Source organism: Terrisphaera buseokensis (genome assembly GCF_047521145.2).
Taxonomy (GTDB): Bacteria; Verrucomicrobiota; Verrucomicrobiia; order Opitutales; family Opitutaceae; genus ER46.
Genome location: NZ_CM134186.1, coordinates 632861 through 645914, shown reverse-complemented (window position 1 = coordinate 645914; position 13054 = coordinate 632861). Strand labels below are relative to the sequence as shown.

Below are 13054 nucleotides of genomic sequence, written 5' to 3'. Positions count from 1 at the left end.
GGTTCGCCTCCGTCTGGGGCGTTAACGTCGTCTTATGTTTCACACCATCAACGACGCCTAACGGTGCCCTCTTTGGCGACTACTGCATGAGTCCGGCTCAGCTCTCACCTCTCAACTGCAATGCTCCGCCTCGGAGCAATGCCTTGGCTCATACCATCTCCAGCCCGCGCATCGTGCCGGTGGACGAAGCGAACTTGTCAGCCTCGATGCCCATGCGCTGCAGCATCGAGACGAACAGATTCGGCAGCGGATAATTGTGCGTCGTGTCGAAGCCAAGGTGTTGGCCGTGGCGGAAGCCGCCGCCTGCAAACAGCGTCGGCAGATTCGTCGTCACGTGGGTGTTCGCGTTGCCGAGATTCGAACCGTACAGCACCATCGACCGATCAAAGAGTGTCTCGCCGTCTTCCTTAACGGCCTTGAGGTCGTTGAACAGGCCGGCGAGCAGCTTCATGTGCCATTCGTCGATCGCCTTGAGCTGCGAGAGCTTCGCCTCGGACCGGCCGTGATGGGAGAGATTATGATAGCCGTCGGTGATCTTCACGTCGTGCTCCAATTCGATCGTCGGTGAATTCACGCTATCGAGGAGCAGCGAGATGGATCGCGTCGAATCCGTCTCGAACGCCAGCCGCGCCATGTCGTACATGAGCTTCACCTTGTCCATGTACTCCTTCGGGCTCGCCGGATCGAGCGGCACGGGCGCGGTGACGCGCGGCTTAGGCCGCGTCTCCCACTCCTTCGCCATTTCCATCCGCTGCTCGAGATCGCGCACGCTGGTGAAGTACTGATCGAGCCGGTCGCGATCCCGCGCGCCGACACTGCGGCGGAGATCCTTCGCCTGGCTGCCCACGGCATCGAGGATGCTCTGCCCTTGCGCGAGCTTGCGCAACTGGGCGTCGACCTCGGCCGGGGTGCCCTGCACGAACAGCCGCTTGAACACATCGGACGCCCTCTCCTCGCAGGGAATCAACACCCCCGAGCCGGTCCACGACAGGCTGCGCGCGCCCTGCTGGACGTTCACGCCGAGCGTGAGCGACGGGAAACGCGTTTCGCTGCCAATGCGTTCCGCGATGTATTGATCGAGCGAGATGGTGTTGCGGAAGCCGCCACTACCCGGATGCGGCGCGGCGGTCAGGAAGCAGTTGTCCGCCGGATGGCCGCCATCGACATCGGGATGCCACACGCCGCTAAACACCGTGAAGTCCTCGCGGTGTTCCTTGAGATGCTGCAGGTACGGCGACAGCGCGTAGCCGCGACCGGTCTGCTTCGGGAAAAACTGATCCGGCACGAGGCCGAGATTGTTGCAGATCGCGAGCATGCGCCGCGGCATCTTCGCCGCCTCCTTCGTCGCAGCCCGGGCAAACGCCGGGAGCATCGAGTCGAGGAACGGAAGCGACATCACGATGCCCGCGCCGCGCAGGAACTGGCGGCGCGAGACCGCACGCTGCGTGGAGATGAACGAACCGGATACGGGCACAGAGCGACGCGGAGACGGAGAGAGGGAGGGACGGGGTGAGTTCATTTCAGCAGCCACGGGGCGGGAGTGTTGACGTTGCAGGCATCCAAAAAGGTCCGACGTCTATTTGTTCAGGAAAAGTTCACTCTGCACGACGGCATGGAGCACGCTGCGCACGCCGTAGCCGTCCGCCTTCGCCCGCTGGAGGATTTTCTCCACCGCCGGGCGATCACTGAAACGCACCGGCGCACCGGTCGCGTACACCACGAACTGGCGGGCGAGGTTGCGCGCAATCTGCGCTTCGTCGGCGAGCAGGAGTCGTTTGAAGTCACGCACGTCGGCAAAGGTCCGGCCGTCCGCCATCTCGCCGCCACAGTCGACCGGCAGCGCGAGACGGAACGTAAATTTCTGCCCGCCGCGCCCGAGCCCGGCCGCCGCCGCGCCCGCTTCACCCATCGCCCGGTAGCGCTCGCGATAGCCGCCCATGACGTCGAAGCTCTCCAACGCAAAGCCCGGCGGATCGATCTTCGTGTGGCAGGTCGCGCAGCTTTCCTCGGAACGATGCTTGTCGAGTTGCTGGCGGATCGTACTCGCGCCGCGGATATCCGGCTCGACCGCCGGCACGCTCGGCGGCGGTGGAGGTGGCGGCTGGCCCAGCAGCCGCTCCATGATCCAGGCGCCGCGCACGACGGGCGACGTCGTCGTGCCGTTCGCCGTCACCTTGAGCACGCTCGCCTGCGTCATCAGTCCGCCGCGCACGCTGCCCGGCGGCAACGCCACCTTGCGCAGCGCGACGCCCTCGACCGGCGGCAAGCCGTAATGCGCGGCGAGCTTTTCATTCAGCAGCGCGAAGTCGGCCGACACGAGCGTCCGCGCGGGCAGATTGGCGCGGAGCAGTTCCGTGAAGAACAATTCCGTCTCCTCGAGCGCCGATTCGGCCAGCAGGTCATCGAGATAGTAATCGGGATACAGGCTTTCGTCCGGCGCAGTCGCGACGATGCGACGCAGATCGAGCCAGTAGTCGAGAAACGCATCCACGAAGCGCCGGGACTTCGCGTCGTTGAGCAGGCGATCGGTCTGCGCGCGCAACACGGCGGGCTGGCGCAACACACCATTGGCCGCGAGCCGACGCAGTTCGTCGTCAGGCGCGGAGTTGTTGAGAAAAAACGCGAGCCGCGACGCCACCGCAAAGTCATCGAGCCGGCCCGGCGTTTCCTCGATGGTCACAAACTCCGGCGAACACAGCACCGCCGTATAGGCCGCGAGCATCGCGTTCGTGAATCCGCCGCCAGCCTTGAGCGTTTGCTCGACGACCGGCAGAAACCGCTTCACCTCCGTCTCCGGCACCGGACGCCGGTATGCACGCGCTAGAAATCCAGCAAGGAGGCGCGCCGCGTCCTGCATCGGTTGCGCCGACTCCACCTCGACGGTGCCGTCGGATCGCTTCGCCGGTTTCACCGGTAGATTGCCGAAGAGCAGCGTGTGTCCCGCGATCGGCCACTGGTCGTAAATCGGCCCCTCGACCTCGAGCCAGCGAAACACCACGCCGGGCTGACCGTCCTTTTCCGCGAGCGGATTCTGCCAGCGCCCCGCGCCCGGTCGCGAACGGAACAAGCGCGCCGCATCCGGCCGGATCGTTTCGCCCGGGAGCAGCCACACGTCGAGTTCCTGCACCGCCGGCTCCGGGCCGACGTCGAACGCGCCGAGCCGGCGCAGGAGTCGCGGCGGCGTTTCGGAGTAAATCGTGATCGGCTCAAGCCGGCGGCCCGGGCCCACGTCGTCCAAATCAGGAATCCACCAGCGATCAGGTTTGCCGGGAACCAGCTTGCCAGGCCCGACCCACACGGAAAACGCGTTGAAACGCAGCCGATATCGTCCGCCCACCGGCGCCTTGAAGGCATTGAACTTCGGCTCGATTGGTTCGTAGGTGCTCGCCACCAATCCGACGCCCTCGAGATCGCGTTTCGCGGGCTCCGCCGCGCCGACCGTGGCCGGAGCCTTCCCGGCGCGCACATCGGGCTGGGGCGCCCGATCCAGCATGGGAAACGTCGCGCGTTCCGGCGACGTGTTGAAGACCGAGAATTTCATCGGCCCCATAAAACTCCGCTGCTCGCGCGCGTAGTAACGAGTGACGGCCGTCACCGGCCGCTGCACCGGCTGCGTGATCACCTGCTTCAACGCATAATCCGCCGCGCTGAGGTAACGCGCCATCTGCACGTGCGAGACGTCGAGCGCCTCGCCAATCTTGTTGAAACGAAACGCCTCGCCGTCCTCCGGCAACCAGTCCTTCACCTGCAACCACGGCGCCTGCAGCAAATCGCGCACGGCGTTCTCGTACTCGTAGCGGTTGAGGCGTCGGCGCGTCGCGCGCCCCTCGGCCGCGAGACGACCGCGTTCCGCTGTCGTGAGCGTTGAGGCCAGCGTGCCGACGAACGTCGTGACGTCGCCCGCGGGCGGCCGCGTTTTCTTCTTCGGTGGCATCTCGCCCGAACTGACGCGGTCGTGGACATTGACCCAGAGCGTGAAATTTTTCGGATCGTCCGGATTCAACGCGAGCGCCGTGAGGTCAAGCCCGCCCTTTTTCTCGATGTCGTCGTGACAACTCGCGCAGTGCGTGTCGATGAACGCCCGCGAGGCCTTCGGCAGCGACGCCGCCCGCAGCGCGGGCATGATCGCGATGGCGAACAGGACGCCGCAGGTCGCGGCGGCGCGGAAACGATACGCAGTGGCTGGGGCGCGGGGGTGCACAGATCAGGTGAAACCGGAGCCCCGTTTCTGGCCTGATTGGCCGTGGCCGTCAATTGAGCGATTCGGTCAAACGGGCGAATGTCATTTGCCGTGGTGACAGCGGGCCAGAGTCAAATGACCGCGCGGCGCGCCCGTTTCGTGCTTTCCGCCCCTCTTCCCGCCCGCCACGTTGCCTCCATGCGCGACGAGCCCGATCCTCCGCGGAAATTCTACCAGCTCAAACCCAAGGAGTTTGAAGCGGTGAACCCGCCGTCGAACCTGCCTCCGGCCGACTCCACGCCGACGACGGTGCGCGGTCATCTTCGCGCCGCCAACGACGGTCCGCTGCCGCCGCGCCCGCTGCCGGCCCCGACCGAAAACGAAGTGCACGCGCTCCTGCGGGAAAACCACGCCCGCGCCGATGCCGCCGGGCTCAATGAAGTCCAACCCGTCGCACCCCGCCGCTCACGCCGGAAACGTGATTACTGGGTCCTGCTGCTCCCGATCAACGCGTTCTTCGGCTTCATGGCCTTCGGTCCGTACCGGTCCGCGATGACATTCACCTACGGACTCTCAGGCATGGTGATCTTCACCCTCGGACTGACCTGGGTGATGTGGTTCGTGATGGATGACTATTGAGCCAACGATGCTGAGTACCTCGGGCGGAAACTCCCGCCCGGTTGAAGGCTCACTCAGACGGCGCCCGACCGGCCGGTTCACGTCGAGCAGCGTGAAAGCCATACTCGCCCGCGAAAAAATCAAACTCCCTTCCGCGCCATCAATTCCCAAAGCAACACCGCGGCTGCCACCGACACATTGAGCGATTCGATCTTGCCGCTGCCGGGAATGGTGACGAGACGCGAGCAGCCCGCGGCCACATCGGGCGCGAGTCCCTGCTCTTCGTTGCCCAGCACGAGCGCGACCGGTTGGCGGGCGGCCGGATCCCTTTTCGGGTCGGCCTGCCGGAGCGACGTCGCACCGCGCGTGGCGGCACCGACCACATCGTAACCCGCGGTCGCCATTTCCCGCACCAGGGTCGCGAGTCGCGGCGTGCTCCAGACTTCGACCGCCTCGAGCCCACCCTCGGCCACGCGAAACGCCGCGTCGTTCGGCTTCGCCGCGCCCGGATCGTCCGGGATGATGATCCGCGGCAGCCCGAAAAATGCCGCCGTGCGCGCAATCGCCCCGAGATTGTGCGCGTTGCCAATGCGATCGAGCACCAGCACGGATTCCTGCCGCCGGGCCCAGCCCTGCACGTCGGCGACGGTGACGGGCCGTAGTGGTTTGGCGGTGACGACCGCGACGATGCCGCCGTGGTGCACCGTGCCGGCGATTTTCTCGAGCTCGGCCGGCTCGACGCAGCGATAAATTTTCTTCGCCTGCGCGAGCACCTTGCTCATCACGCCGACCTGCCGGCCCGTCGCGTAATCGAAGAACAGCCGCTGGATCGATCCGGGATCACGCGCGAACCGCGCGCGCACGGCGGTCAGGCCGCACAGCCGGAGTTCGTCGTGACGCGCCGGGCCGCTGCGCGAACCAGTGACCGGACCGGTCGGCACCGGCGGCGGCGCGGCAAACTCGTCCGGACCCTGCGTGTCGCCCCGGGACCGCGCCCGGGAGGCAGGCGTTTCTCCCGACGTCGCACGCGGCGTCATCCGGGACCCAGAATCGCGTTTGGAAAAGTGAGGCATGCCTCACCCTGACTGGCCGGCTCCCGCAAAACCAAACAAAACTGCAGCGAATTCCGGGAGCGCAGGCCGCCGGCCTGCATCTTCGATCTGCCGGCGAGACGCCGGCGCTCGCGGGAAGCCAACCTTGCCCGGCGCGCGGCTTAGGCCTGGCGCACGTCGCCGACGAGCGTCAGTTCCTCGCGGTCGTGATACAGGTGGCGCATCGCCGTTCCCGGCGCGTGCAGCGAGAACGCCGAGCCCGGCGCCTGCAATTCACGCAGCAGCGCGATGGCATCGACGCGGCCGAACTTGAGATTGATTACGAAACGCCGGCACCAGCCGCGCGCGAGCCACGGTTCGACGATGTGCTGCAGCACGTGGTGCGGCTCCTCGACGAGATCGCAAAACAGCCAGTCGAAAACGACGCCGGACTCCGGCGCAAAACGGAACGCATCCTCGCGGCGGTGCTCGATCTGCGGGTGATCGAGCGCGCCGCCCTTCAGCGGACCGTTGTCGATCGCGAGCACCCGCGCCCCGCGCTTCGCCGCGCTGTAACTCCAGCCGCCCGGCGCCGCGCCAAGATCGCATACGGTTTCACCCGCCTGCGGTTCCCGGCCGAGCACCGCGTAGGCCTCCTCCACTTTCAGATACGAACGCGACGGCGCGAGGTCATCGTCCGCCATCCGCTGCTGGCCGTGCACGAACGCCTCGCGCGCGACAAACACCCGACCGAAATCCGCGAAGAACACAAACAGCCCGCGCACCGGCGCCGCACTCACGCCGCGCGGCACTTCGGCCCGCGCGAGCCGCGCCACGCGCGACAGCTTCTTCTTCACCAACTCGCCCAGCGCGTGCTCCACGCCGGAAATCCGCCGGCCCAGCCCGACCAGTTCCGCCGGCCCTTGCCAGATGTTCGGCCACGCCACCTCGATCCGCTCGTTGCGCAGACTCGCGAGAAAAAACTCTGCGATGCGCGCCGCCAGGCCATTGACGGAATCGCCGCGCACTTCGATCGGCGAGACCAGCGTCAGATGCGCAAACACCAGCTGCGAACACATCCGCAGTCGTTCCGGTGTGGCGGCCGACGGCGGGGCGCCCGCAGCGGGAACCGCCGGCACCGCCGACTCCGCACCCGCCGCGGCGATCCGCACCCAACCGGGCCCGTGTTCCACGGCCGGCGTGCCGTGCAGCTCCGCGAGTTCGCGGACCAACAGCGCCTCGAAACCAGCCTGGCAGGTGATCAGCATCGCCCGCGAACGTGCGGACGCGCCGCGCCGCGGCGACAAAAAACGCCCGACGCGATCTCAGCCGGAGCAAGGCAGTGGCCCGCGAATCATGCGAATGGACGCGAATCAAGGCAAAGAGCAGATCTCGCCCAACCGTGACCGTAATTGAACGCGGAAGGATTTCGCCACGGACATTCGCGCCTGTTCGCGCGATTCGCGGGAGGTCTGCTGCAACATTTCAGTTCAGAACGTCGCGCGCACGCCCGTCGCCCAGATCGCGCCCGTCTCCACCCAGCGGGTACGCAGATCGGAACGGCCGCGATACGTGCCGCCGTCCTGATTGAACACGTTGCGCGCGTTCACGAAGAAATCCATGTTGCGCCGGAAATTCCACGTGAAGTCCAAGGTGTGGGTCAGGCTTTCGCGCACGTGGTTCGCCCAGCCGTTGCTCGCCGTTTCCACCTCGGTGCGGTAGCCCGGACGCCAGTTGGTGTTCCACTGCAGGCGGAAATCGCGGTAAGGGATGTACCAGCTGAGATTGGCGACATTCCGCGGCCGGTAATAATTCTCGAAGGCGTCGTAACGCATCCGGGTGTAGTTCGCATTGACGCGAATCCGGCTGAGCGGCCCCGGCAGGAAGCTGAGTTCGCGCATGAAGGAGAACTCGAGCGACGCCATGTGCGCCTTGCCGACATTGTCGACCGTGTTGATTTCCCAGTCTTCGGGCGAAACCGTCGAAGGCAGCAGCTCGCCGTTCCACGAACCGCCCGCCGGCACGAGAAAGGTGCGGGAGCGGATCAGGTTCTTGAAGTCGCGACGAAACGCCGAGACCGAGAACTGGCCGATGCCACGCGTGTAATACTCGAGCGTGAGATTGCTCGTGTTCGAGAGCTCGGGCACGAGGTCGGCATTGCCGGCGTTGGCGCGATTCGGGAGCGGATTCGCCGGATCGTCGTTCGTGACCACGAGGCCGCCGATGAGGCGGTTCATGTCGGGCCGCGAGATGGCCTGGTTCCACGAACCCTTCAGCACGAGGTTCTCCGAGAAACGATACGTGCTGTGCAGATAACGCAGCCAGGTGTTGTAGTCCTGCCGCGCAAACCGGCGATCGCCGCCGTAACGGGTCGTCAGATACGCCGCGCTGTTCCGGTCGATCACGATCGGCGGCACAATGGCCGCGGGATTGGTCGTGCCGAAGATGCGGCGGTCGGTCTCGCGCTGGCCGAGGTCGGACGGACCGGCGGCGCGGCCGCGCGTGTGTTCGAACCGCACGCCCGGCGCCAGGGTGAAGCGGCGGCCGAACTTAAGCACGGGCTGGAGATAGAGCGCATCGATCTGCTCCTGCGCATCGCGCGCGTTCTGCAGCTTGAAACCGACGATCTGCGCGTCGGTCGGCGCGGTCCACGCGCCCGGATTCGTCTGGTAAATCTTGTACGCCGCCCAGCGATCAACGTTCGCCATGCCGTCGACGTTGCCGCCGAGATCGAAGTTCATCCGGTACCGGGCCTCGGCAAATTGCGCGAGCGACTCGTCGGCGGAGGCCGCGACGCCATCGCGGCCACGGAACGCCGAGGCGTAATTGTTCACCGGGCGATCCGCGTTGTTGACCCATTCGCTGACGTGGACGCCACTCTTGAGGAGCATCGCGATCGGCGCCGTCACAGTGTACTGGAAGTCGGCCTTCAACTGATACCGCTGATCCTCGCCCTGACGATCGTTCTGGCGGGCCGCGAAGCCGACCGGATGGTTCGCGAGATTGCGGTAGTCCGGGCCCGAGGTCTGCGTGATGTAGAGCGCAGGATCAGCCGGGCCGTCGCGATTGAAACGCAGCCCGAGCCCGCCGAGCGCATTGGGCTCGATCGACCAGAAGAATCCAAACTGCTGGTCCTTGTACCACGTCATCGAACGCGAGAGGCTGGCGCCGAAGTCGGCGCGAAACGCACCCTTCTTGTAGTAGGCGGCGAGGCCGAAGTTCGCCGTCGAGCCGTACTTGTTCGTCGCGCCGCCGCCCTGGTTCACCTGCACCGTGCCGACTGTCGCCGTCTGACTGCTGAGCGAGTACTCCGCGCCGGGCACCACCGGACCCGCGACCGCCGTGCCCGCGCCATCGGGATCGGGCGAGTTGGCCGTCGTGGTGAAATTGAAGTTCAGGTCGCGGCTGAAGAATTTCGCGTGGTAGCGATTGTACTCCGCGCGCGCCGAGACCCAGAACGCGTCCGACACCTTGAAGTCGACGCGGATGTTGCCGTTGTAACGAATGGTGGGCTTCGGCGAATCGCGGAAGCTGAAGCTCGTGACGCGCGGAATCTCGCTGTCGTTGTTCGTGAGATTCGTGTCGAACGCGTAGTTCGCGACTTCAGCCTTCTGCTCGGCAAACGTGAACGAGTAGTTGTAGCCCGCGCGCACGCCGAGCCGCTTGTTCAGAAACACGTCCGAGTAATCGATGCCCCAGTTCGGCTGAATGCGGTAGTGATCCTCGTCGTCCCAGCCCGGCTGCTTCTTCCACGGCTGGCCGCTCATCGAGTTGAAGGCAAAACCGGCGCGCAAACCAATCAGCCGCCCCGCGCGATCGAACGCGCCCTTGCTGCGGAGATTCACGACGCCCGCGAGCGCGCTGCCGGGATTCTCCGGCTGCGGCGTGCGGCTCAGCTCCACCGTTTCAATGCCGTTGATCGACATCTGCTCGAACTCGAAGGCGCGATTCGCGCCGGTGCCGCCCGCCGCGGCGAGGCCCGAGCTCGCGATCGGCGAACCATCGAGCGTGACCGACGTGTACTTCGGGTCCAGGCCACCGAGACTGACGGAACGGGCGTCGGCCTCGACGTAATCGATCAGCACGCCCGGCAGATATTTCAGGAACTCACCGACGTTGCCCTCGGAAATGGAACCGAACGTATCCGTGGCCAGCACGCGTTTCGCCTCGATGGACTGCTTCTGCTCCATGATGGCCTTCGCGTTGCCCTCGCGTTCCGAAGCGACGACGAACTGGCCGAGCTGCACGATGTTCTTGTCGTACGCTGCGCTGCTCAACGACACGTCGAGCTTCAGCACCTGGCCGGCGGTGACGTTGATCGTCTCCTCCTTCGCATCGAGGCCGGCGTAGGTGAAGCGCACGCGCTGCGCCCCGGCGGGCACGCCGTTCAGCGTGTAGTTGCCGCCATCCTCGGCGTTCGCCGTCACGGTCGAGCCCACGACGGCCACCACCGCGTTGCGCAGGTACTCGCCCGTACCCTGGTTCAGGATACGGCCCGAGACCGTGCCGGTGCCCGCGCCCTGGGCGCGCGACACGGCGGACGACAGGAATCCGAGCGTGAGCAACGCAGCCAGGCGGAAAAACGCGGGAGCGGGACAGGATCGAAGCAGGCGGTGGAGGTTCATGGGGACAGGGTCTGATTTACGGACGCAACGACCCGCAATCTGCGAGCGCCTGTCCGATGGTAGTCGGTCAGCTGAGCACTCCCGGTCTCTCCGGGCGACGCACGCCCGAGCCTGACAGTCCGTTCCGAATCAACGGCGCGATGCGTCGATGGGCGGCGGCCGCAAGCGCGGATTCGCGATGCGTCCGGCCCACTCCGCTGCCAGGGCGGGCTGGCGTGGGGCGAGCGCGATCACCAGTGCCGCACACCCCGCATCGCGCTGGTCGCCGGCGGGCAGGCCGTTGAGCCACTGTCCCGCGGCGGCGAGATCGGCCCCCGCCCAGGCTGTCACCACGGACGCAATCGCCTCGTTCGCACGCGGAGTCGCGAGCAACGACGTCGCCCACGTCGCAAGTCCGGCCGGCTCGCGCGCGACCCAGTGATCGATCACGAGACCGAGAGCCTGCCGGCCCACGTCGTCCGCCGGCAACGTGAGCGCGAGGGCGGCGGCGGCGGGCGGGCTCGACTGTACCACTGCGCCGACGACACCGCGCACCAGCACGGCGCGATCGGCCGCGTTTGCGGCGACGGTCGCAAACGCGAGCGCCGCCGTCGAATCGGCGGCGGCCCACTGCTCCGCGACGGTGCGCAGCAACCGGCTCCGCCCGGCGCCATCCGAACTCTTCAGCACAAAGGTTGCCGCGTCCGCCGGTGCCCGCGCCGCCCATTTTTCCACAAGGACTGCCGTCACGGGTGGCAGCACATCGAGCGAATCCGGACCGGGCGAGGGCGGCAGCCGACGCGCCCACGCCACCGCCGCGTCGAGGTCGCGCTCCAACCACCCGCCCAGCGCCTGCCGTAACGTGAGCGTGCGCTCCCGTGCGTCCGCCAAACCCAGCGCGTGCTCGATCGCCAGTGGCGGATTGACCGCACTCCACGCGGCAAACAGTGCGGCCAGTGCGCTGTGCCTGGGCTCGCCGCTGAGTTCGCCGGCCAGGCGCAGCGCCTCCTGCGGAAGCGTGGCGGCCAGGCGTGACACCACCGTCGGCAGGATCTGCGCCCGCACCACTCCCGGCTCGAGAGCGTCAAGCCAGGCCAGCGCCTTGCGTCCGGCCCGATCGTGCCACACGCCCCAGAGCTCGGCGGACAACGTCGAGCGCCCGTGCACCTCCGGACGGCTCGCCGCAAACCGAATCGCCGCCGCCGGATCGATCTCCGCCCACCAGCGCACCAGCTCCAGCGCCGCTGCGTTCTCCACCTCGCCGGGCAGCACCGGATCCATGTCATCCAGCAGGCGCTGTATCCGGTTTATGGTTGCCGCACTCCGACCCGCATCCTCTCGAGCTCCGGCGGCAGTCTCCGGGATTGAGTTAGGCGCAGACAACCCGATCGAAACGGATGGAGGCACGGGCGCTCGCTCGCCGGCTGGCGCAGGGATGTCGCCGCCATCGGGCACTGCGTGCCACGCGCGCCATCCCACCAGCGTGAGCCCGGCCACCGCTCCGCCCGCGAGGGCGAGGCGCAGCGTCGTTCGCAAGGGGCGTCGCAACCGTGGCATGCGGCCGAAGGCAAGCCGACCCGCTGCCGAATGTCACGCCGCACGCCGGTCCGAACCGCGCGCGCAGTGATGAGGAGTGGTTTTTCGCAGGACTCTTACGCTGGAACGCTTGACGGACTTTCGGCGGGAGGCGCACCTTTTCGCACCCCACCCCGTCGATGTCCGCGAAGCCTTTCGCTCTCTCCGCCCTGCCTCATTCGGACCGCTGCGTTCGAACGCGGCTGCTGTTGGGAACGCTGCTGACGCTCTCTGCCTTCAGCGCGGCTCCGGCCGTGCGAGCGCACGGCGATCTCCACGGCCAGATCCAACGCGTCGCACGGGAAATCGCCGCTGCGCCGTCCGCCCGATTGCATCTGCAGCGCGGCGAACTGTATCACGACCACGAGGACTTTCCCGCCGCCCTCGCCGACTTCGCGGAGGCCGCGCGCCTCGATTCCACTCTCACCGCGGTCGACCTGGCGCGCGGTCGCACGCTTTTCAAGGCCGGGCGGCTGACGGAAGCCCACGCCGCACTCGAACGCTATCTTGCGGTGAAGCCCGCCCATGCCGACGCCTACCTGCTGCGCGCGCGCATCCGTTCAGGCCTGCGCCGCTACGCGGACGCCGTGGCGGACTTCGACCGCAACCTCGCGCTGAGCCCACAGGCGTCACCGGAGAGTTTTCTCGAACGCGCCGAAGCGTGGGCCGCCACGGGCGATCACGCCGCGGCCCTCGCCGGACTCGACGAAGGCCTGCGCCGTCTTGGCAATCTGGTGACGCTGCAGGACGCCGCGATTGCGTTCGAGCTCGCATTGGGCCGCACGGACGCCGCGCTCGCCCGCGTGGATCGAATGCTGGCGGACCTGCCGCGCAAGGAGAGCTGGCTGGCTCGCCGCGGTGAGATTCTCGCTGCGACAGGCAGGACCGGCGACGCGCGCGAGGCCTTCAGCGCCGCCCTCGCCGCGCTCGAACGCCTGCCCGCCCCGTTGCGCGAGACCGCCGCGATGCGCGACCTGCACGCGCGTCTGCGTTTGAAACTCGGTTCCTGATTTTTCCGCACCGTCTGCCGTCCGTTACGCCTTTCA

General features: G+C 66.9%; 8 protein-coding genes. 2 read left to right on the top strand and 6 right to left on the bottom strand.

Going from position 1 to position 13054, the window contains the following annotated elements:
- Positions 1-148 precede the first annotated feature (148 nt).
- Together ACLJEU_RS02420 and ACLJEU_RS02415 are read right to left on the bottom strand one after the other, a co-directional pair.
- The gene (locus ACLJEU_RS02420; RefSeq protein ID WP_414664749.1) at positions 149-1519 is read right to left on the bottom strand and encodes a DUF1552 domain-containing protein; all 1371 of its coding nucleotides are present in this window, start codon (positions 1517-1519) and stop codon (positions 149-151) included.
- A 57-nt stretch (positions 1520-1576) separates the two neighbouring features.
- The gene (locus ACLJEU_RS02415) at positions 1577-4201 is read right to left on the bottom strand and encodes a DUF1592 domain-containing protein (protein WP_414664748.1); all 2625 of its coding nucleotides are present in this window, start codon (positions 4199-4201) and stop codon (positions 1577-1579) included.
- A 177-nt stretch (positions 4202-4378) separates the two neighbouring features.
- On the opposite strand from ACLJEU_RS02415, the gene ACLJEU_RS02410 reads away from it, so the two are divergent.
- Positions 4379-4819, top strand: a complete 441-nt coding sequence (locus ACLJEU_RS02410; RefSeq protein ID WP_414664747.1) for a hypothetical protein — start codon at positions 4379-4381, stop codon at positions 4817-4819.
- Between the two features lie 119 nt (positions 4820-4938).
- On the opposite strand, the gene ACLJEU_RS02405 is transcribed toward ACLJEU_RS02410, so the two are convergent.
- The 4 genes from ACLJEU_RS02405 to ACLJEU_RS02390 all read right to left on the bottom strand — a co-directional run bounded on the left by ACLJEU_RS02405 (position 4939) and on the right by ACLJEU_RS02390 (position 11714).
- Entirely contained in the window at positions 4939-5835 is an 897-nt protein-coding gene (locus tag ACLJEU_RS02405; RefSeq protein ID WP_414664746.1) for a TrmH family RNA methyltransferase, read from the bottom strand.
- Between the two features lie 176 nt (positions 5836-6011).
- Positions 6012-7097, bottom strand: coding sequence for an SAM-dependent methyltransferase (locus ACLJEU_RS02400; RefSeq protein WP_414664745.1), 1086 nt, complete (start codon positions 7095-7097; stop codon positions 6012-6014).
- A gap of 222 nt (positions 7098-7319) precedes the next feature.
- Positions 7320-10454: a TonB-dependent receptor domain-containing protein gene (locus tag ACLJEU_RS02395; RefSeq protein WP_414664744.1), complete on the bottom strand. Its 3135-nt coding sequence runs from the start codon at positions 10452-10454 to the stop codon at positions 7320-7322.
- 129 nt (positions 10455-10583) lie between these two features.
- Complete coding sequence (locus ACLJEU_RS02390) at positions 10584-11714, bottom strand: hypothetical protein (protein ID WP_414664743.1); 1131 nt, start codon at positions 11712-11714, stop codon at positions 10584-10586.
- 434 nt (positions 11715-12148) lie between these two features.
- On the opposite strand from ACLJEU_RS02390, the gene ACLJEU_RS02385 reads away from it, so the two are divergent.
- Positions 12149-13018: a tetratricopeptide repeat protein gene (locus tag ACLJEU_RS02385; RefSeq protein WP_414664742.1), complete on the top strand. Its 870-nt coding sequence runs from the start codon at positions 12149-12151 to the stop codon at positions 13016-13018.
- Positions 13019-13054 lie beyond the last annotated feature (36 nt).

Excerpts from the sequence above, each read along its gene's own strand:
- ACLJEU_RS02420 (WP_414664749.1), bottom strand. The coding sequence starts at position 1,519 with ATGAACTCACCCCGTCCCTCCCTCTCTCCGTCTCCGCGTCGCTCTGTG.
- ACLJEU_RS02410 (WP_414664747.1), top strand. The coding sequence starts at position 4,379 with ATGCGCGACGAGCCCGATCCTCCGCGGAAATTCTACCAGCTCAAACCC.
- ACLJEU_RS02405 (WP_414664746.1), bottom strand. The coding sequence starts at position 5,835 with ATGACGCCGCGTGCGACGTCGGGAGAAACGCCTGCCTCCCGGGCGCGG.
- ACLJEU_RS02400 (WP_414664745.1), bottom strand. The coding sequence starts at position 7,097 with ATGCTGATCACCTGCCAGGCTGGTTTCGAGGCGCTGTTGGTCCGCGAA.
- ACLJEU_RS02395 (WP_414664744.1), bottom strand. The coding sequence starts at position 10,454 with ATGAACCTCCACCGCCTGCTTCGATCCTGTCCCGCTCCCGCGTTTTTC.
- ACLJEU_RS02390 (WP_414664743.1), bottom strand. The coding sequence starts at position 11,714 with ATGGATCCGGTGCTGCCCGGCGAGGTGGAGAACGCAGCGGCGCTGGAG.
- ACLJEU_RS02385 (WP_414664742.1), top strand. The coding sequence starts at position 12,149 with ATGTCCGCGAAGCCTTTCGCTCTCTCCGCCCTGCCTCATTCGGACCGC.